22 protein-coding genes are annotated in these 18,725 nt (G+C 43.0%); 10 read left to right on the top strand and 12 right to left on the bottom strand.

Features of this window, described 5'->3' with window-relative positions; translation table 11 throughout:
• Positions 1–31 precede the first annotated feature (31 nt).
• Positions 32–460: an SRPBCC family protein gene (locus tag AC1DPZ_RS02460; protein ID WP_477401010.1), complete on the bottom strand. Its 429-nt coding sequence runs from the start codon at positions 458–460 to the stop codon at positions 32–34.
• A 448-nt stretch (positions 461–908) separates the two neighbouring features.
• Positions 909–1,388, bottom strand: coding sequence for a Dps family protein (locus tag AC1DPZ_RS02455; protein WP_477401008.1), 480 nt, complete (start codon positions 1,386–1,388; stop codon positions 909–911).
• A gap of 95 nt (positions 1,389–1,483) precedes the next feature.
• On the opposite strand from AC1DPZ_RS02455, the gene AC1DPZ_RS02450 reads away from it, so the two are divergent.
• The 3 genes from AC1DPZ_RS02450 to AC1DPZ_RS02440 are packed head-to-tail and all read left to right on the top strand — an operon-like array spanning position 1,484 to position 3,944.
• Positions 1,484–2,248 carry a DUF4905 domain-containing protein gene (locus tag AC1DPZ_RS02450; protein ID WP_477401007.1) on the top strand — a complete coding sequence of 255 codons (765 nt, stop codon included), beginning with the start codon at positions 1,484–1,486 and terminating at the stop codon, positions 2,246–2,248.
• A 21-nt stretch (positions 2,249–2,269) separates the two neighbouring features.
• Entirely contained in the window at positions 2,270–3,319 is a 1,050-nt protein-coding gene (locus tag AC1DPZ_RS02445) for a DPBB and LysM peptidoglycan-binding domain-containing protein (RefSeq protein WP_477401005.1), read from the top strand.
• Complete coding sequence (locus tag AC1DPZ_RS02440; protein ID WP_477401004.1) at positions 3,312–3,944, top strand: uridine kinase family protein; 633 nt, start codon at positions 3,312–3,314, stop codon at positions 3,942–3,944. Before AC1DPZ_RS02445 ends, AC1DPZ_RS02440 begins: the two co-directional genes overlap by 8 nt.
• A gap of 84 nt (positions 3,945–4,028) precedes the next feature.
• On the opposite strand, the gene AC1DPZ_RS02435 is transcribed toward AC1DPZ_RS02440, so the two are convergent.
• The 3 genes from AC1DPZ_RS02435 to AC1DPZ_RS02425 form a co-directional block, all read right to left on the bottom strand.
• A complete protein-coding gene (locus AC1DPZ_RS02435; RefSeq protein ID WP_477401002.1) occupies positions 4,029–4,364 on the bottom strand; it encodes a superinfection immunity protein in 336 nt (111 codons plus the stop codon).
• Between the two features lie 94 nt (positions 4,365–4,458).
• Positions 4,459–5,115, bottom strand: a complete 657-nt coding sequence (locus AC1DPZ_RS02430) for a 3-oxoacid CoA-transferase subunit B (RefSeq protein WP_477401001.1) — start codon at positions 5,113–5,115, stop codon at positions 4,459–4,461.
• Between the two features lie 154 nt (positions 5,116–5,269).
• Positions 5,270–5,965 carry a CoA transferase subunit A gene (locus tag AC1DPZ_RS02425; RefSeq protein ID WP_477401000.1) on the bottom strand — a complete coding sequence of 232 codons (696 nt, stop codon included), beginning with the start codon at positions 5,963–5,965 and terminating at the stop codon, positions 5,270–5,272.
• A gap of 186 nt (positions 5,966–6,151) precedes the next feature.
• On the opposite strand from AC1DPZ_RS02425, the gene AC1DPZ_RS02420 reads away from it, so the two are divergent.
• Entirely contained in the window at positions 6,152–6,634 is a 483-nt protein-coding gene (locus tag AC1DPZ_RS02420) for a hypothetical protein (RefSeq protein WP_477400998.1), read from the top strand.
• Between the two features lie 67 nt (positions 6,635–6,701).
• Here AC1DPZ_RS02420 and AC1DPZ_RS02415 read toward each other — a convergent pair whose 3' ends face one another.
• The 4 genes from AC1DPZ_RS02415 to AC1DPZ_RS02400 all read right to left on the bottom strand — a co-directional run bounded on the left by AC1DPZ_RS02415 (position 6,702) and on the right by AC1DPZ_RS02400 (position 11,265).
• Positions 6,702–7,787 (bottom strand): SGNH/GDSL hydrolase family protein, encoded by a 1,086-nt coding sequence (locus AC1DPZ_RS02415; protein ID WP_477400996.1) that lies wholly within the window; start codon positions 7,785–7,787, stop codon positions 6,702–6,704.
• A 208-nt stretch (positions 7,788–7,995) separates the two neighbouring features.
• Entirely contained in the window at positions 7,996–8,358 is a 363-nt protein-coding gene (locus AC1DPZ_RS02410; protein WP_477400994.1) for a VOC family protein, read from the bottom strand.
• Between the two features lie 14 nt (positions 8,359–8,372).
• Entirely contained in the window at positions 8,373–10,739 is a 2,367-nt protein-coding gene (locus tag AC1DPZ_RS02405) for an endonuclease MutS2 (protein WP_477400993.1), read from the bottom strand.
• Positions 10,720–11,265 (bottom strand): DUF4296 domain-containing protein, encoded by a 546-nt coding sequence (locus AC1DPZ_RS02400; protein ID WP_477400992.1) that lies wholly within the window; start codon positions 11,263–11,265, stop codon positions 10,720–10,722. Before AC1DPZ_RS02400 ends, AC1DPZ_RS02405 begins: the two co-directional genes overlap by 20 nt.
• A 43-nt stretch (positions 11,266–11,308) precedes the next feature.
• Here AC1DPZ_RS02400 and AC1DPZ_RS02395 point away from each other — a divergent pair, with 43 nt between their 5' ends.
• From AC1DPZ_RS02395 to AC1DPZ_RS02380, 4 genes are all read left to right on the top strand, one after another.
• The gene (locus AC1DPZ_RS02395; protein WP_477400990.1) at positions 11,309–11,998 is read left to right on the top strand and encodes a YggS family pyridoxal phosphate-dependent enzyme; all 690 of its coding nucleotides are present in this window, start codon (positions 11,309–11,311) and stop codon (positions 11,996–11,998) included.
• 181 nt (positions 11,999–12,179) lie between these two features.
• On the top strand, positions 12,180–12,599 hold the full coding sequence (locus tag AC1DPZ_RS02390; RefSeq protein WP_477401013.1) for an N-acetyltransferase family protein: 420 nt from the start codon (positions 12,180–12,182) through the stop codon (positions 12,597–12,599).
• A 266-nt stretch (positions 12,600–12,865) separates the two neighbouring features.
• Positions 12,866–13,672: a DUF3298 and DUF4163 domain-containing protein gene (locus tag AC1DPZ_RS02385; RefSeq protein ID WP_477400988.1), complete on the top strand. Its 807-nt coding sequence runs from the start codon at positions 12,866–12,868 to the stop codon at positions 13,670–13,672.
• Complete coding sequence (locus AC1DPZ_RS02380; RefSeq protein ID WP_477400987.1) at positions 13,673–14,944, top strand: aspartate kinase; 1,272 nt, start codon at positions 13,673–13,675, stop codon at positions 14,942–14,944.
• A gap of 127 nt (positions 14,945–15,071) precedes the next feature.
• Here the strand turns inward: AC1DPZ_RS02380 and aqpZ are convergent, their stop codons facing one another.
• Together aqpZ and AC1DPZ_RS02370 are read right to left on the bottom strand one after the other, a co-directional pair.
• Positions 15,072–15,791, bottom strand: coding sequence for an aquaporin Z (aqpZ, locus tag AC1DPZ_RS02375; RefSeq protein ID WP_477400985.1), 720 nt, complete (start codon positions 15,789–15,791; stop codon positions 15,072–15,074).
• 242 nt (positions 15,792–16,033) lie between these two features.
• Positions 16,034–16,507, bottom strand: coding sequence for a DUF4920 domain-containing protein (locus AC1DPZ_RS02370; RefSeq protein ID WP_477400983.1), 474 nt, complete (start codon positions 16,505–16,507; stop codon positions 16,034–16,036).
• Positions 16,508–16,632: 125 nt separating this feature from the next.
• Between AC1DPZ_RS02370 and AC1DPZ_RS02365 the strand changes: the two genes are divergently transcribed.
• On the top strand, positions 16,633–17,484 hold the full coding sequence (locus AC1DPZ_RS02365; RefSeq protein WP_477400982.1) for a YitT family protein: 852 nt from the start codon (positions 16,633–16,635) through the stop codon (positions 17,482–17,484).
• 11 nt (positions 17,485–17,495) lie between these two features.
• Entirely contained in the window at positions 17,496–17,924 is a 429-nt protein-coding gene (locus tag AC1DPZ_RS02360) for a VOC family protein (protein WP_477400981.1), read from the top strand.
• On the opposite strand, the gene AC1DPZ_RS02355 is transcribed toward AC1DPZ_RS02360, so the two are convergent.
• Entirely contained in the window at positions 17,925–18,698 is a 774-nt protein-coding gene (locus tag AC1DPZ_RS02355; protein ID WP_477400980.1) for an SGNH/GDSL hydrolase family protein, read from the bottom strand. It abuts the gene before it with no gap.
• Positions 18,699–18,725 lie beyond the last annotated feature (27 nt).

The raw sequence follows: 18,725 nt of genomic DNA, 5'->3' as shown, positions 1-18,725 counted from the left end.
GCTTTGTACTGCGAAACAAGCTCATTTTTCATTACTTATTAGCTTCGGCATACTTTTTAAAGTTGTCAAGAATTGCCTGCCATCCTCCCTGCTGCATTTCTATGGGGTTAGTAGTTTCGGGCTCAAATGTTTCTATCAGCCGGGTTGTACCATCCTGGCTAATAAAGTCAACTTTTACTTTCCGGCCATCATCCATCGTGTATGCAATCAGGCTGTATTCCTTTACGTTGGTATAAACACCTCCAAAATCAAAACTGAAACTACCATCTTTGGCGGCCATGGTGGTTTTAAACTTACCATCCTTGCGCAGGTCATTGTCGGCATAAGGGGCATGCCAATCGTCAGATGCATTGCACCACTTAGTAATATGCTCTGGCTTTGCCCAAAAATCCCAAACTTTTTCAACAGGAGCGTTTACTGTACACTCAACTGTGATGGCTGTTTTATTTAGCGTTTCCATTTTTCAATTTATTAAGATGATTTTCCTTTGATAAAATTAGGGCAATTTTTCAAAGTATTAAAGTGCAAATGCGACATTTTTGGGGTGTAAGCCCCCTCTAAATCTCCCCCGGTAGGKGAGACTTTTTGACCTTCAATGTTTTAAAAGATTTGTCATCCTGAACGCAGTGAAGGATCTACTCGCAGACTGTACAGGGCGAATAAGCATGGCGAATAATAGATGCTTCACTACGTTCAGCATGACAAAAGAGTTTCTTGTCCCCTCGGGGTCTCTCGCAGAGGACCCTGAGGTATCGTAATCACCTCACATAAACGCGGCTTTCGCGAACAATACGGGCTTGTACAACCGCAGGGTCCTCTTTGAGAGACCCTGCGGAGACGGAACATATTTTACTAAAAAAGCCGCCTGTAAATACAAGCGGCTTTCTAATTTTATAAGCAGGTACTGTTTAATCCTCGTTTACAAACGAACGCAGCATCCAGGTATTTTTTTCGTTAAACTGCATAAAACGGTTCACCATATCGTTGGTACCATCGTCGCCTGCTTCGGCGGTAATGTCCAGTATTTCTCTTTCTTTAGCAATTAAAGCAGCCAGGTCTTCAATAATGGCTTTAACCATCAGGGTATCTTTTAAACCTATTGTTTGTATTTCTTTAATCTGCGAGGTTGTGATATAATCTTTAAAAGTGCTATAAGGTGGTTTACCTAACGACAGGATCCGCTCGGCCAGCTCATCAATGGTAAGCAGCGCGGCAGTGTACAACTCTTCAAACTTAATGTGCAGGGTAAAAAAGCTTGAGCCTTTAACATTCCAATGGCAGCCACGCAGTTTTTGATAATGGATATGATAATTGGCTAACAGGTCGTTAAGATGGTCAACAACAGGTTTTACTTTTACTTCTTCTAAGCTTATTTCTTCGGCGTTCATATGAATAGTGATTTTAGTTTTTTTAACACAGGATTGATAGCATTGTTTGGTAAAATTAAACAGTTTGAATATAATAAATCATATTTGTAAACTTTATGACAAAGCTGCTACCATTCATTCAACACCAATGCAAGTACGCCATATGGCGCATGGAAATTGATGAAATAAGCAACATTATATTCCTGGAGGTACGCAGCAGCGAAGATAAAAAAGTGACTTTCACCTCGATAGAACTCACCAGCGGAGCCCTGAACTTTAGCAACCTGAGCACACCCGAAAGATGGCTCACCGGCATCGAGGCGGCTTTTAACGGCGTACTGCTCATCCACAATTATCAATCAGAAACCGGGCCTGCACATAAAGGCCTGGTGGCCATTGATGGTGTTAACGGGCAAATACTTTGGAGCAATTATACCCTGGCTTTTGACCGCCTCACAGTAAACGGACCGGTAGTTTACAACGCACAAATTCAGCCTAAGAAATTATTACTGGCCGATATAAAAACCGGGACTGCTTTAAGGGCCTATCAGTCGGTTATTGATACAGAATTGGATAACCATATTGTAAGCGCGCAAATACTCCCTGCCCAATTTTTAAAACATGTTGCTGTGCCCGCAGATCCTTTCGGAAATACGGTACATTACATGGAGCACAATAATTATAGAATTGTATCTTTGCACACATTTTTGGCCGAACAAATGGAGCAGCATCTTTATATTTTTAATGATGAAAACGCTGTTGTTTACCACGATTTGTTGCAAACCAATATACAAAAATTGCAACCCGAGGCGTTTGTAGTACATAAGAATAAACTGATCTACCTTAAAAACAGGTCAGCGTTAATAGTTTTAAATTTATAAAACACTGTATTGTAACTTATTATGAAATTAAAGATCCTTTTATTGATCGCCCCCTTACTCACATTTTCTATATCGCTTTTTGCAAATACCGCTGTTGATTCTATCGGCGTTGAAAACCAGAACGGCAAAAAAGTTATTATTCACAAACTTGATCCAAAAGACAACTATTACTCTATTGGCAGGCGCTATAATGTAAGCCCCAAAGTAATTATACAGTTTAATAACAATGCCCCGCTAAGAATTGGAAGTACTATTAAAGTGCCCACCGAGCAGCCATTTGCCGAAACAACCGCGCAAACAGCGGCACCTGTACAACAAACCAAACCAACAGTTCAACCGCCAGTTGTACAGCAAAAACCACAGGTACAACCGCCAGCTACCAAGCCACAGGCACAACAACCGGTATCACAACAGCCGGTAACACAGCAACCAGTTGCCCAACAGGCAACACCTGCCGTACAACAACCCGTAACCAGTACACCAAAACCAACTACGCCTGCTCCTCAGCAAACTGCTGAGGTTAATCAGGATAATGTTCAACAGTACAAAGTATCGGCCGGGGAAACGTTATTTTCAATAGCCAAGCGCTTTAATACTTCGGTTGAAGATATCAGGAACCTTAACAGCTTAAGCACTGATGATCTTAAACCCAGCCAGATCATTAAAGTGCGCAGCGGCATGCCTCCCGAAGACAGGACAGTAGCCAAGCAGGATGCGCTAAAAACCGATTCATCAACCATGGCCATTGACAGCGCTGATGCCAAATTTAAAGCCAATCGTTTTGGTTTGTATGAAAAAAACGAAAAGGGTGTAGCCACATGGGTTGATGATACCAGCCTTGACCCTAAAAAAGAATTGGTTTTACACCGTACAGCCCCTATTGGTACCGTTATTAAAATCACTAACCCCATGAACAACCATACCACCTATGCAAAAGTAGTTGGCAGGTTTACCGATAACGAAGCCAACAAAAACGTGCTTATTGTAATGACCAAGAACACTGCCGATGCTTTAGGTGCTTTGGATAAACGTATAAATGTGAACATCAGCTACGGCAGCCCTAATGAATAAACCTTATATTATTGGAATTGCCGGCGGAAGTGGCTCTGGCAAAACCTTTTTTTTGAAGTGTTTCCTGGAGCATTTTACGCCCGATGAGGTATGCCTGGTATCACAGGATGATTATTACATCCCGGTGGCCCATAACATGACCAAAGAGGAGAACAAACTGTATAACTTCGATTTGCCGGATACCATTGATCATCAGCATTTCCAGGAGGATATCAGTAAGCTTTTAAATAAGGAAGCCATTCTTAAGCACGAATATACTTTTAATAACCCCGACGCCATTCCCAGGGTACTTGAAATTAAGCCCGCGCCCATTTTAATAGTAGAAGGCCTGTTCATTCTGCATTTTAAAGAGATTTCTGAACTGCTGGATATGAAGGTATTTATTGATGCCGATGAAGATATAGCCCTGCAGCGCCGCCTTAAACGCGACCTGATAGAACGGGGTTATTCGCATGACGATGTGATGTATAAATGGCTGAACCATGTAGTACCCGCATATAAAGAATACTTATTGCCCTACAAGGATGAATGTGACCAGATAATCACCAATAACAATCATGTTGCCGATGACATTATAAGCGTAACAGAGGAGATATCTGCAAAATTGAGAACGAAGCTATTTTAATTTGAAGATTTGGTAATTTGAAGATTTGAAAATGCTTTTCTGCTTTAATTTTCAAATCAGCACATATTCAAATTTTCAAATTCATTAATTGCCTATAATTTTCCGGGTTTGGTCATAGTAGTCGGCCTTGGTAATTACACCGGCGTTAAACAGGTTTTGTAATTTGAGCAATTCGGCTTCCACTTTAGGGCAGCAATCAGATGTACCTAACCTGTAACTTTTTAAAGGGTCTTTTACCGTTTTAAGTCCCCATACCAGCGAAACTATCCAACCGATGATGGTCCATCCTAAAAAGATGTTGAGTAACAATACCGACCTGTAATTACATTTTTCGCAAGCTAATATTGACGGCAGAAAATATATGGGTGTTGCAATTACTAAAAATATAAAAAGCAGTATTAGTTCGGGAAGACCTATCATATAATTTAATTAAACTAAGAACTTATACGCAATATAACAATTAAATGACACATATATTATAAAAAAAACCTCAGAATTTTCATTTTTTTTGATATTAGAGCGTAATCTCCGGTATCTCTCCTTCCACAATCAGCTTCCCGGATGTTGCCTTTATTATTTCCTCTACGGTTACGCCGGGGGCGCGTTCCAATAGTTTAAAGCCACCTTCGGGCAACACATCAAAAACGCCCAGTTCAGTCACAATTTTTTTCACGCAATGAACACCTGTTAAAGGCAAACTACATTGAGCCAGTAGTTTGGACTCCCCTGCTTTGTTTACGTGCTGCATAGCTACAATAATGTTTTCGGCCGATGCCACCAGGTCCATAGCGCCGCCCATACCTTTTACCATTTTACCGGGAATTTTCCAGTTGGCTATATTGCCATTTTCGGATACCTCCATAGCGCCCAGGATGGTGAGGTTAACCTTCCGGGCCCTGATCATCCCAAAACTCATAGCCGAATCAAAAGTGGCTGATCCGGGCAACATGGTGATGGTTTGCTTACCCGCGTTGATCAAATCCGCATCTTCCTCACCTTCAAAAGGGAATGGCCCCATCCCCAGTAAACCATTTTCTGATTGTAATACCACATCCATCGTTTCGGGTATGTAATTGGCCACCAGTGTAGGGATCCCTATCCCCAGGTTAACATAATAACCGTCTTTTATTTCTTTAGCAATCCGTTTTGCTATTCCTTGTTTGTCTAACATCTATTTGATTTGAAAATTTCTCAACCCGTCATTGCGAGGTACGAAGCAATCCCCGACTTACAGGCCGATCTGCATAGTTTGGGATTGCTTCGTACCTCGCAATGACGGCATTTATGGTTTCTTTTATCCTTGTTCCTTCATCCTTCAATCCTTATTACTTTGACCTCACTGTCCTGTGCTCTATCCGCTTCTCATAATCTTTCCCCTGGAAAATCCTGTGTACGTAAATCCCGGGCGTGTGGATATGATCTGGCTCTAACTCACCCGGCTCAACAAGTTCCTCTACCTCGGCTATGGTTATTTTACCGGCCATGGCCATTACAGGGTTAAAGTTGCGGGCGGTTGATTTGTAAACAAGATTACCCATGGTATCTCCCTTCCAGGCCTTTACAATAGCAAAATCGGCATCAAAGGCCATTTCCATCAGGTAGTCCTTGCCATTAAAATTACGCACTTCTTTACCTATAGCCACTTCGGTACCTACTCCGGCCGGTGTAAAAACAGCGGGCATGCCATAACCGGCAGCCATACAACGGGTAGCCAGGGTACCTTGCGGTATCAGGTCTACCTCCAGTTCGCCGCTCAGCAACTGGCGTTCAAATTCGGCGTTTTCGCCTACATAGGATGAGATCATTTTTTTTACTTGCCTTTGCTTCAGCATCAGGCCGATGCCAAAATCATCGACCCCGGCATTGTTGGATATACAGGTGAGTTGCTTTACCCCTTTTTTAACAAGGGCTGCTATACAATTCTCGGGCAAACCGCACAAACCAAAGCCACCCAGCATCAGGGTCATACCATCCTCAATATCGCGGATGGCCTCGTCGGCACCACTAACTACTTTATTCATGTTCAATAATTGGTTACTCAAAACTACTAATAAGAAAGATAAAAGATGGAAGGATAAAGGATAAAAGACGAATTGGTTATCGGCTTTTTTAATGCAGTTGGGCTCGGTTTATGCTTTAATAAACTAAACAATCTAAAACAATTGGAAAAATACGGCATTATATTATATATCAACTTATAAAAACCTATGGTACTAAACGACAAAGAGTTTTTGGATGAAGATAAAAACCATTCGGAACCACAGGAAAACAACGAGCCCAATGCTTACCGCGTAGACGATGATAATTTAACGGAGGACGACCTGCAACATGGCTTCCCTGCATCAAAAAACGATATGAAAAAACAGGATGCCCCCGGAATGGAAGGCCATGGCATGGGCGGGCAAAACTTTGAAGAGAACAGCCTCACTCCTTCTGGCGATGATGAGGCAAATCCATTGCTAAACATTGCGTATATCAATGCTCATTTCAAACAAACCCAACCCGCTGAAGAGCACCTGGAGAATAGTCATTTTAAAGATCCGGACCAGCCGGACCAATCAAGCGATGACGCCGCTGCAGTTGCGTTAGCAAACAGACGACCTGATGAAGGCAGCGATGGCACTACAAACATCTGCCGGCAACCTTACAAGGAAGGCACTACCGATAACGATGGCAATAATAATGGGTGAAAAATGGGGCCAGATAAAGGATAAGCAGATAAAAATCTTGTCTATCACGCCTAATCCTTAAATCGTGTTACCACTTCACCGTTTTATCCATGAAGGCTATCAGATCATCGGCCATAACCTGTTGCTCTTTAGCGCTTGGGTGGCCACCGGTATTTTTGTAGGGGATCATATGGGTATAAATGGCTTTATCATTTAAGCCGGCAACAGCCTTTTCGATGTATCCCGGCCACGGCGATCCTTCTTTGGTAGCATCCATACTCCCCAGGATACAAAGAATCTGCGCTTTGGGATATTTTTTCCGGATGTTTTTTACCATTTCGCGATAGGCTTTCACAATTTGCTCTTCTTCTGGCTTTTTTGTGCCAAAACGTTCTTTAAACTGTGGGTTATCGGGCAATTTCACTATCCACGAATCATTTTGGAACAGGTTGATTACTACCACATCCGGTGTATACCTGGTAAAATCCCATAAACTCGTCGGATCGGTTGGGTCCAATCGGTTATACATCTCGGGCATAATGAGCGGGAACCAGCTTACCAGTACGCCTATGCCACTTTTAGCGGTGCAAACATACGAGGCATCATAATGGCGCGCGGTTATGGCTGCATAGCTTATATAACCATTTTCGTAAGGTGCGCTCCCCCTATCCTGCCCGGTGGTATCCTCTACAGCGTAACCGCAGGTAATGGAGTTACCAAAAAATTCGATCTTATGTTTTTTAACCGGCGGCGTAGCCAATACAGAAGCACCTTTATCTAAAGCAAACTGGTAAAAAGTGGTTTTACCCATCTCCCATTCGGTACGTTTAAATATCTCCAGGCTATGCGGACCGACAGGTAATCCCTGGGCCAGTGTATAGGTTTTCTTTACATTTTCAAGGTGAATTGTACTGCTTACTTTACCATCCAATACAACGGTAAAATAATTATCACCACGTTCGTCCTGTAAAATAACAGATGCCCCGGTACCATCAAAATTAATCTTCGCTGACGAACCTGTCCAGTAAAATTCGGCAGCTTCATCGGTCATGTTGATACGACCGGTATAGCGGATGTGTGCATCCTTGCTTTTGAGTACTAAACTTTGGGCGTTACAGGCAGAAAACGCTCCTGCCGAAAGCAGGAACAAAACAATAATGTATAATTTACGCATTTTAAAAACGGGTTTATCCCTCTAAATTTATGAAACTTAATACCACAAAACAAATCACCTGTAACATCCCCGTGAACCACCTATAACATCCTTGCCGACTACCAATGATATCTCTCCGAACCACCTATAACAACCCTTACCGACCAATAGCTAATGACAGCGGAGCAAAATGACCAATGACTAATGACCATTGACTAATGACTATTGACTAATCAACCGGTGTACCAAATTGCAGCAGGTAACCATTATAATCGTAAACAGCAAATTCGCGCATGCCATAATTAAAGGTTTTGATAGGATAACAAACTACGGCGTGGTCTTTTAACTCTTTCCAGATCTCATCAACCTTGTCTGTACGGATGTACAACGACCCGGTGAATTTTGGCATACCAAATGGCTCATGTTCATTTGGCAAAGCAAACATAAGCTCCACATCATCGCGGCTTACGGTTGCCCATCCCCAGTTATCATCATATCCTACACAGGTAAAACCAAAGCTGTTAATATAAAAATCAACACTTTCCCTAACCTGCCGGGTATATAACATTGGCGTAATGCTTTTTAAAGCCATATGATAATATTTTTTTATTTTAAATATACATAAGTTATTCCATCTCCGCCTCTATCGGCATGCTCGTCTTCCATGCGGTCAACCTGGTCGTACTTTTTAAGGTATTGCCTTATCATTTTGCGTAAAATCCCATCACCCTTGCCATGAATTATCTTCAGGTTATTAAAACCCATCATCAGGGCGCGGTCAAACAGCTTTTCAATGGCGTGCAGGGCATCTTCGGTACGCTGGCCGCGTACATCAATCTCCGGACTAAAATTAGCAAAGTCGCTGGTATGCGAATTCATGGTCCGCCTCACCTCTTTAGGCACTGATGATTTGCTCACTTTTTCTACCCGCTTCTTTTTGGCCACCGTTCGCAAATCGCCAATGGCAATTACCACGTTATCCTTTATCAGTTCAATCACCTGGCCTGTAGTTTCAGAATCAATTAGCTTCACCCAATCGCCGGGCTTCAGTTCCTCATCAACAGTTGCCGGGTTTGGTTTTGCAGGTTCAACTTTAACGGTATTCTTTTTAAGTTCTATATTCAGGTTCTCGCGCAGGTTACGGGTGGTTTCCTTATCGGCATTGCTGCTTTTTATTTCGGATATGGTATTTTCAACCAGCTTATTGGCATTCAGGATTATATTTTTAGCCTGGTCTTTTGCATCCCTTATTAACGCTTTTTTATTTTCTTCAAGATAGCTTTTCAGTTTTTCATTCTCGGCCTGCAGCTCGTTCACGCGGCGTTGCTGTTTATCCAGCTTTTGTTTGGTCTCAAATATCTCTCGTTTTTCGCGTTCCAGGTCAACCAGCAGGGTATCAACCTTTTTTTGTCCCTCGCTTATTTTGTTTTTGGCAAGGTTAAGCACATTCGCGGGCAAGCCAATCTTCTGGGCTATCTCAAACGCGTATGAGCTGCCCGGTTTACCAACTTCAAGCCGGTAAAGCGGCTTCATCTCCACATTGTTAAACAGCATCGATGCATTCTCAATCCCTTCGGTATTGCTGGCAAATATTTTAAGGTTGGAGTAGTGGGTGGTTACCATACCCTTTACCTTTTTATGGTTAAGCGATTCCAGCACGGCTTCGGCAATCGGACCGCCAAATTGCGGGTCGGTACCGGTACCAAACTCATCTATCAACACCAGGGTTTTACCATTAGCCTGCTCCACAAAATTTTTCATTTTAGATAGATGGGCGCTGTAAGTACTCAGGTCACTTTCAATCGACTGGTCATCGCCAATATCAACAAACAACTGCTTAAACACACCTACCACGCTGGCTTCGGCTGCGGGTATCAATAAGCCCGCCTGCACCATCATTTGCAACAGGCCGACCGTTTTCATACAAACAGATTTACCACCCGCGTTGGGCCCCGATACTACAATAATACGGGTACCCTCATCAATTTGCACATTTAGCGGCACAACCACTTTTTGCTCCTTTTTAAAATTGAGGAACAGCAACGGATGCCGGGCATTAAATAATTTAAGCCTGGGCTCGTTTACCACTTGCGGCATTTCGCCCTCTACATCAATGGCAAACAAGGCCTTGGCGCGCACAAAATCAAGTTTGGTTAGCAGACTGTGGTACGATAGCAATAACGGCGCATAAGGCCGCAATTCGGTTGTTAAGGCGGTTAATATTTTTACTATCTCGCGGCGGCGTTCAAATTCAAGGTCGCGCACGCGATTATTAAGGGTGAATACCTCCTCGGGCTCCATGTAAACTGTTTGGCCCGATGCAGATTCATCATGAATAAAGCCCTTGAGCTTGCGCTTGTTTTCGGCCAACAACGGGATACACAGCCTGCCATCGCGCACGGTTAGCGAGCCATCCGCAGTCCAGCCGCTGGATGAGGCATTTTTAAAAATCTGGTCAATCTTTTTACGTGCTTCCTGCTCGGCTTTGGCAATGCCCGATGTTATTTCTAACAGATCGCGCGATGCATTGGGCCTTATTTTTCCCTTGGCATCAATTACTAAATCTATTTTTTTAAGAATAGCCTTTTCTATAGGCAGGTGTTCAAACAGCGCCTCCAGGTTGGGGTATAATCCTTCGCGTTCGCTAAAATAAGCAATAACGGCAAACACCGTTTGCAGCGAGGCCTGCACCTGGTAAAATTCCTCCTCACTTAAAAAAACACCCTCAATACGGGCTTTATTGGCGAGTGACTTGATATCGAAAAAATGATGAATAGGCAGGGCGGCATCATTTACCAGGATATTTTTAAACTCGTTTGCCTGGCTTAAAAATTTGGCTATCTGGTCAAAATTGCTCATCACCTGGATCTTATCGACCATTTGCCGGCCCATATCACTCAGGCAATGTGCTTTTATTAACTCCTTAACTTCGGTAAACCCAAGCTTATCAACACTATTTAATGGGTACAGCATTAGGTTTTGGTCTATGTTTTAACTTTTTAAAAGAATCTATTTTTAATAGGATCCGCTGTTTTGCTTTTGCGTCTTTAACTGAATCGGCCTTTTGAATAGCAGTTTTTGGTTTAAGATTTGCTTTCCTGGCAGAATCGGTCTTTAATGAGTCGGCCTTGCGAACGGCAGCATTCTTTTGGGTTTGAATCCGGTTTACCGAATCGCTAAGGGCTTTAATCTGCAGATCAACCTTATCATATATGGCCATTAACTTATCAGGCTCTTCGCTGTAATAATCCATACTTTTCCTGAACTGTGCCGAATCGGTACCAAATTTTTTAAATACAGCCAGGTATTTGCCCATACCATATTTATACAAACTATCGGGCACTTGTGTATTATTGTATAATGAGCCATCTACCACGTGAATTTGCACCAGCAAACGTGCCATAACATTGGGCTGAATAAATTTATTGGGGACACTATCGCTTTTACAACCGCACCAAAAAAGCGTAACTGAAAAAAACAAGATTAAATATTTATGCATTCTGTAATTTAGCGGCTAATTAATTAAGCAAATTTACGGATAAATGAGCATTGCAGATAACATCAAAAGCTTAAAAAAAGAAACGGAGGCCAACAAGGTTATATTGTTAGCTGTATCAAAAACAAAACCGGCCGCCGACCTGCAGCAAGCCTACGACGCCGGGCAGCGTTTATTTGGCGAAAACCAGGTACAGGAACTGGTTGAAAAATATGAGCAATTACCTAAAGATATTGAATGGCACCTGATAGGGCACCTGCAAAGCAATAAGGTAAAATATATTGCCCCGTTTGTGAGCATGATACAGTCTGTTGATAGTATTAAGCTGCTCCAGGAAATAAACAAGCATGCCCTTAAGGCAAACCGGGTAATTGATTGCCTGCTGCAAATTTACATTGCCGATGAGGAAACCAAGTTTGGACTGGGTTTTGATGAGGCCATCGAACTGTTGAGATCAGAAGAATTTGCCACCTTCAAAAACATCCGCATCCGCGGTTTAATGGGCATTGCCACCAATACCGATAACGAAAAGCAGGTAAAAGAAGAATATTACGAACTGAAGACCTTTTTTGACGGAATTAAGATGAGCTATTTCAGAAAAGATGATAGTTTTAACATTTTATCGATGGGCATGTCTGCCGACTATAAACTTGCCATTGAACAGGGCAGCAACATGGTGCGCCTGGGCAGTACAATTTTTGGTACCCGGGTGATAAAGCATTGGAAGAATAACTGAGTTGGTGAGTGGTGAGTGGTGAGTGGTGAATAGTGAGTGGTGCATAGTGATTAACAGAATTAAGAAATTTACAGAATTGGAAAACGATCAAATAACAAACCAAACCAATCAAAAGCTCCCCCTTCAGGGGGCGGCGGGGGCTGAACTTCGCGTTGCCACTATTGAAGATTGTCCGCGGTTGATGGAACTGGTAAGTGAGCTGGCCCTATATGAAAAGGCGCCGGAGGAAGTTACCGTTACTTTAGATGAATTTATAAATGCCGGTTTTGGCGATAACCCGGTATGGAAGGCTTTTGTGGCCGAGGTTGACGGGGTAATTGTAGGCTTCGCGGTTTATTATATCCGCTACTCTACCTGGAAAGGTAATCGTATGTACCTGGAAGACCTGGTTGTGACCGAGGAATATCGTGGCAAAAAAATCGGCAGGCTATTGTTTGATCGTTTGATCCGGGAAGCCAAAGAACTGGGCTTTAGCGGCATGGTTTGGCAGGTTTTGGACTGGAACGAACCGGCTATTAACTTTTACAACAAATACGGAGCTACTATTGAAGCCGGATGGCTTAACGCATCGTTATCAAAAGAGCAGCTTCAGAACTTTTAGTTGTTTGAAATAAAACAAGCTGTAATTGTAAAACCCGGGAGACGTTGGAAGAGGGAAATGACGTTTTGAAAGATTTGTCATCCTGAACGGAGTAAAGGATCTATTCGCAGTCCGTACAGGGCGAAGAAGCATGGTGGAGAGTAGATCCTTCACTCCGTTCAGGATGACAAAATGTTTTTTTACAATATCTGGATAGAATAGACAGGAAGCTATGACGCGCTTCATTTAAGTTTCATAAACGGGTAAAATTTAAACAGCTTACAAGCATGAAAAATATCATTAGGCCCTGTTTTATTTTTGTTGCTTTTGCATTTGCATCGTGCCAGTGGGGTGTTCCGCCAAGAAAAATGGATGAAACGGTAAAGGATACGCTTACCTACACCTACAAAACCATTCATGAGCGTGCGGCAGATTGCGGCAGCAAACCGGATAATGGTTGTACCGTAGTGAAAATTAGTTACCCGGTTTTTGATAGTGCCAAAACATTAAATAATTTAATTGCCGGCAACCTTGCCAACTTATTTCCTGTAGATAAGAAGGCCGACAGCACCGTTGGGCAAATGACCAAAAACTTCCTGCGGTCATATGCTGACTTCAGGAACAGCGACCCAAAATCGGCCATGTTTTACACGCTGAATAGTTATGCAAAAGTAATTTACCAGGATTCGGGCCTTACAACGCTCGAAATTGGCGGCTATATTTTCCAGGGCGGCGCGCACGGCAGCTCGTTAACCACCTTTGTAAACTGGGATATTGACGCCAAAAAGAACCTTAAGCTTGATGATATTTTTGCTGCCGGTTATCATGATGAGCTTAACACTATTGCCGAAAATATCTTCAGGAAGAGTGAAAAACTGAGCGATACAGCATCGCTGGCCCGCGATTATTTTTTTAAAGATGGCAAATTCGCGCTCAATAATAATTTTTCGGTTACACCTATAGGTATCAGGTTCTTATACAACCAATACGAGATTAAACCTTATGCTGCCGGCATTACCGGCCTGTTTATCCCCTATTCATCCATTAAACATTTACTACGGCCAAATACCGTAATTAGTCAATATATTAAATAAATGCTTGTATTTAAATTCGGAGGGGCATCGGTTAAGGATGCCGATGGTATCATTAACCTGGCCAGTGTTGTTAAAAAATATGCAGGTGAGCAGTTACTCATCGTGGTATCGGCTATGGGGAAAACCACCAACGCGCTCGAAAAGCTTACCAAAGCCTATATAGACCGGGCTGATGATATGCATGAAATTTTTGATGAGATCAAACAATACCATTTTGATATTTTACACGGCTTGTTTGAAGCCGGTCACCCGGTATTTGATGATATCGCTAATACTTTTGTGGAGATTGATTGGGCCATTGAAGACGACCCCCAGGATAGCTACGACTTTATTTACGACCAGATTGTATCCATAGGCGAGTTGGTATCTACCCGCATTRTTACGGCGTATTTAAATAAAGCCGGTATAAAAAGCCAGTGGCTTGATGTACGCAGTTATATCCATACCGATAATACCTACCGCGAAGGCATAGTGCAATGGGATAAAACCAGGGCAAGTATCAGCGCCGATATCCCTTCCATGCTGCTTAAAGGCATCGTAGTAACCCAGGGGTTTTTAGGCGGCACATCCGAAAACTTCACCACCACTTTAGGGAGGGAGGGATCTGATTATACAGCATCCATATTTGCGGCGTGTTTGGGTGCCGAATCGGTAACCACCTGGAAAGACGTGCCCGGTATCCTCAACGCCGACCCTAAGTTTTTCGCGGATACCGTAAAGTTTGATGAGCTATCCTATTCCGAAGCTATCGAAATGACCTATTACGGCGCAAGCGTTATTCACCCTAAAACTATCAAACCGCTGCAAAACGCCAATATACCACTGCTGGTAAAGCCCTTTACCGATCCTGGCGCTCCCGGAACGGTGATTAAAGAAGATGGTGTAAACAGGTTTGAAAAGCCGGTCATTATACTAAAACAAAACCAGGTACTTTTATCTGTCTCCACAAAGGATTATTCCTTTATTACTGAGGACCATTTGAGCGAAATCTTTCGCCTGTTTGCCCAAAGCCAGGTAAAGGTGAATGTTATGCAAACATCGGCCCTTAGCTTTTCGGTTTGTTTTGATTTTTATGAAGAACGCTTTGAAAAGCTATTAACCAACCTGCAACAGGAGTTTAAAGTAAAATACAACAGCGGCCTTACATTGATCACCATAAGGCATTACAACCAAAATTCGTTGAAAGAATTAATAGCCGGTAAAACGGTGTTACTGGAGCAACTAAGCAGAAATACGGCGCAGATGGTGGTGAAGCAGGAAAGTTTTCGCTAAATATAACATGTAGAAACTTACGAAGCTTTAAACGGCGAAGCCCTTCAACGAGGCCAAAAACAATATCATCCAGTTAAAGCTTCGTAAGTTTAGTCCTGATTATCGCCCTGTATAAGCTATACGCTCATCAGGCTTTTAAATCATCTGTTTTTTCGACAAAATACCGCCAAACAACTGCGGCTATTATGCTTCCTAAAATCGGGGCAGCTATAAAAAGCCATAATTGCGAAATTGCAACTCCGCCTGCAAATATTGCCGGCCCTATACTTCTGGCAGGGTTAACAGAAACCCCTGTTACAGGTATACCAACTATGTGAATTAATACCAGGCTTAAACCTATAGCCAAACCGGCAAAACCACCATGAATATTTTTTGTTGAGGTAGAGCCAAAAATCACCAGCAGGAATATGGCTGTAAAAACCGTTTCGGCAATAAAACCCGATAGCAGCGAGTACTTTTGGGGCGATGCCATATCATAGCCGTTTTGGCCCAACCCGTTTGCAATATCAAAACCCGGCTTACCACTTGCAATAACGAATAAAATACCCGCACCTGCTACGGCTCCTAAAACCTGGGCAATAATGTAACCAAAGCTTTCTTTGGCTTTCATTCTTCCGGCCACTACCATACCAATAGTTATTGCCGGGTTAATATGGCAGCCAGAAATGTGACCTATAGCATAGGCCATAGCCACTACTGATAACCCGAAAGCAAAAGAAATACCCAAAAGCCCAACTCCGGTTGTTCCGTTGGCCCCCGCTATTACCGCGCTGCCGCAACCCATTAAAACAAGCACCATTGTTCCAATAAATTCTGCTAAGAATTTGTGATAGTTATTATTTTCCATGTTTTGATATTTTTAATAAAAATGGCTTAAAATATTCATAAAGCATAAAAAAAATAAAGATATTTTCCTTAAAATTAGACTATTAATCGTTTGCGAATTAAATAGATCAGCAGGAATGCTGCGGGAATGTTAATAGCCCTCCCGCTATGCTTCGGCAGGCTGCCGATGACAAGTTGTAGAAAAAGCCTTTTGTCATGCTGAGTTGTGGCTGTTGTTGGGTTAATTGATTGAATATTGCATCCTCAATCCACCACCAAAACCCCGTCAGCCATAATTTCGATATCCTTTTTTGGCTGGGTGATCTTTGCTATCTCGTTTTTGCTTTTGCCTGCATCAGCAGCGTAGTGCTGCAGTTTGGCTACCGATGTTTCATTCACATTGGCTTTACCTTCAACAACCACGGTTTTGCCAACAATATTTTGCGGCATAAAGTAGGCATAGTCTGTAAACCTCACCATTATTGGGTTGCCGGTTTGGCGGGCAATTTTCATAAAGCACCCTTTTTTGGTGCAAACCTCAACCACCTTGCCTGTCACCCTTCCATTATAAACAGAATCTGTAGTTAAAGCATCATTAAGGGCGGTAACATCTATAGCTTTATCGGCAGTAATGGCTTTGCCATAAGTTACGCCAGGTGCCGCCGGGGTAATTTTTGTTTGGGCAAAACTTATAACAGAGATGAATAATGCGGCTGTTAAAAGGATGAGTGCTTTCATGGTTTTAATGTAATAAATTAAGTGATGGTTACAAAATTAACAAACAAAACGGCCTTTTGCCTGCATCCCGCGGGATTTATATGCCCGTTTTTAGCCGGGATAAATTATATTTGGGCATGAAGGCAATGAAGATCATAAAAGACTCAACAACTATCGGGATAGGAATTTTATCGGCCGGGTTTGGCCTCAAAGGCTTTTTATTATCCAGCCATTTTATTGATGGCGGCGTAACAGGTGTATCTATGCTTATTGCCGATCTGTCGCCCATCCCTATTTCGGCACTTATTTTTGTTATCAATGTTCCTTTTTTATGGCTCGGTTACAAAAAACTGGGGTTTCCGTTTGCCTTAAAAAGCACACTGGCTATTGGCTTATTGGCCATTTGCCTGGCGGTTATCAAATTTCCGGATGTTACGCACGATAAGTTACTTACCGCCATATTTGGCGGGGTATTTATAGGCACCGGCAGCGGCCTGGCCATACGCGGCGGAGCCGTACTTGACGGTACCGAAGTGGCGGCTGTGCTGGTGAGTAAAAAAACACAGCTACTTAAGGTGAGTGATTTTATTTTGCTGCTGAATGTATTAATTTTTGGCCTGGCGGCATCTTTCCTGGGTGTTGAACGTGCCATGTACTCCATACTAACCTATATGGCTGCCGCCAAAATGATAGATTTTATATTGAATGGTATTGAGCAATACTCGGGCATTACGGTTATATCTACTCATAGCGAGGCTATCCGCCGGGCTATTACCATTACCCTTGGCCGTGGTGTAACTATTTACCAGGGCAAAAGCGGTTACGGTAAAGATGGCCATGTGAATGATCCGCGCGATATTGTTTTCACCGTGGCTACCCGTTTAGAGATCCCTTCATTAAAGCAAACTATCCTGCGCATTGATCCTAAAGCATTTATTGTTCAGCAGAGTGTGGAAGACACCACCGGCGGATTACTAAAACGCAAAGGGCTTCATTAATATTGATCCGTATGAGCAAACTAACACCTTTTCATGTTGCAGTACCGGTTTATGACCTGGAAGAAGCACGCAAATTCTATCGTGAAGTGCTGGGCTGCAGCGAAGGACGAAGCGATACCAATTGGACCGACTTTAACTTATACGGCCACCAGTTTGTGATCCACCTGAAACCTAAACCGGCAACAGCGGCTAAACACCATTTTAACCCTGTAGACGGGCATGATGTACCTGTGCCGCACTTTGGCGTTGTACTGGAATGGGACGACTGGACCAACCTGGAAACCAGGCTAAAAAAGCATAACGTTAAATTTGTAATTGGGCCCTACATCCGCTTTAAAGGCCTGCCCGGCGAACAAGCCACCATGTTCCTTCTTGATCCTTCGGGGAACGCGCTGGAGTTTAAGGCTTTTAAAGATATGGGGCAGTTGTTCGCGGTATAATTACCCGGGAAAGCCGTAATTCTTTTTCACAGCTTTAATCCATTCCCTGGCTATCAATTCGTGCCCGGCAGGCATTGGATGTACGCCGTCCCACATCCAGAACCCGGCGGGTGCTTTTTTGAGCGCCGCATTAAAGATGGCCTGCAAAGGAACAAAAACGGCATTGTGTTTTTGCGCCAGTTGTTTAGCCACCAATTGTCGCGGAGTTATTTCATCCTGCCAGCGTTTTAAATCGCTATTCACCTGGCCAACAGGCAAAATAAACGGCTCGCAAATCACAAGTTTAATATCGGGTAGCGCCGCTTTAGTTTGATTAAGCAGGTAATCGTAGTCGTCCCTAAACTGATCAACGGTAGTTGCATTGTTGTTGTGGATTACGTGGTGCACATCGTTTACACCGATCAGTATGCTCAGAACGTCGGGCTTTAAATCTAACGTGTCTTTTTGCCAGCGGGCTTGCAGGTCCCGTACAGTATGGCCGCTGATGCCACGATTTAAAAACATCATTTGCTGATCGGGATGATCAAACCAAAGCCTGGCTGATATGAGGTACGGAAAACTTTGGCCCATGATGTGGTTCCAATCTTTGTCATATGACCGCCCGCCATCGGTTATCGAATCGCCCTGAAAAAGGATGGTTTTGATACCGCTGCCATCTTTAAACAAGTTTGATAAAGGCGCCGCAAAAACATGAGGTACAGCAATGGTGCTTAATGCGGTTAAGGCAGCCTTTTTTATAAAGTCGCGTCGTTGGTTCGTTTTATTTTGGGTCATTCCGCAGTATGTTTCAGCAGTAAGTAA

Source organism: Mucilaginibacter sp. P4_G9, from assembly GCF_056400985.1.
This window is presented reverse-complemented; position numbering and strand designations above follow the sequence as displayed.

Coding starts and splice junctions, on each gene's coding strand:
- AC1DPZ_RS02385 (WP_477400988.1), top strand. CDS start 12,866: ATGAAAAATATCATTAGGCCCTGTTTTATTTTTGTTGCTTTTGCATTT.
- AC1DPZ_RS02430 (WP_477401001.1), bottom strand. CDS start 5,115: ATGTTAGACAAACAAGGAATAGCAAAACGGATTGCTAAAGAAATAAAA.
- AC1DPZ_RS02450 (WP_477401007.1), top strand. CDS start 1,484: ATGACAAAGCTGCTACCATTCATTCAACACCAATGCAAGTACGCCATA.
- AC1DPZ_RS02460 (WP_477401010.1), bottom strand. CDS start 460: ATGGAAACGCTAAATAAAACAGCCATCACAGTTGAGTGTACAGTAAAC.
- AC1DPZ_RS02365 (WP_477400982.1), top strand. CDS start 16,633: ATGAAGATCATAAAAGACTCAACAACTATCGGGATAGGAATTTTATCG.
- AC1DPZ_RS02405 (WP_477400993.1), bottom strand. CDS start 10,739: ATGCTGTACCCATTAAATAGTGTTGATAAGCTTGGGTTTACCGAAGTT.
- AC1DPZ_RS02370 (WP_477400983.1), bottom strand. CDS start 16,507: ATGAAAGCACTCATCCTTTTAACAGCCGCATTATTCATCTCTGTTATA.
- AC1DPZ_RS02440 (WP_477401004.1), top strand. CDS start 3,312: ATGAATAAACCTTATATTATTGGAATTGCCGGCGGAAGTGGCTCTGGC.
- aqpZ (WP_477400985.1), bottom strand. CDS start 15,791: ATGGAAAATAATAACTATCACAAATTCTTAGCAGAATTTATTGGAACA.
- AC1DPZ_RS02445 (WP_477401005.1), top strand. CDS start 2,270: ATGAAATTAAAGATCCTTTTATTGATCGCCCCCTTACTCACATTTTCT.
- AC1DPZ_RS02410 (WP_477400994.1), bottom strand. CDS start 8,358: ATGGCTTTAAAAAGCATTACGCCAATGTTATATACCCGGCAGGTTAGG.
- AC1DPZ_RS02360 (WP_477400981.1), top strand. CDS start 17,496: ATGAGCAAACTAACACCTTTTCATGTTGCAGTACCGGTTTATGACCTG.
- AC1DPZ_RS02355 (WP_477400980.1), bottom strand. CDS start 18,698: ATGACCCAAAATAAAACGAACCAACGACGCGACTTTATAAAAAAGGCT.
- AC1DPZ_RS02400 (WP_477400992.1), bottom strand. CDS start 11,265: ATGCATAAATATTTAATCTTGTTTTTTTCAGTTACGCTTTTTTGGTGC.
- AC1DPZ_RS02415 (WP_477400996.1), bottom strand. CDS start 7,787: ATGCGTAAATTATACATTATTGTTTTGTTCCTGCTTTCGGCAGGAGCG.
- AC1DPZ_RS02395 (WP_477400990.1), top strand. CDS start 11,309: ATGAGCATTGCAGATAACATCAAAAGCTTAAAAAAAGAAACGGAGGCC.
- AC1DPZ_RS02435 (WP_477401002.1), bottom strand. CDS start 4,364: ATGATAGGTCTTCCCGAACTAATACTGCTTTTTATATTTTTAGTAATT.
- AC1DPZ_RS02425 (WP_477401000.1), bottom strand. CDS start 5,965: ATGAATAAAGTAGTTAGTGGTGCCGACGAGGCCATCCGCGATATTGAG.
- AC1DPZ_RS02420 (WP_477400998.1), top strand. CDS start 6,152: ATGGTACTAAACGACAAAGAGTTTTTGGATGAAGATAAAAACCATTCG.
- AC1DPZ_RS02455 (WP_477401008.1), bottom strand. CDS start 1,388: ATGAACGCCGAAGAAATAAGCTTAGAAGAAGTAAAAGTAAAACCTGTT.
- AC1DPZ_RS02390 (WP_477401013.1), top strand. CDS start 12,180: ATGGAACTGGTAAGTGAGCTGGCCCTATATGAAAAGGCGCCGGAGGAA.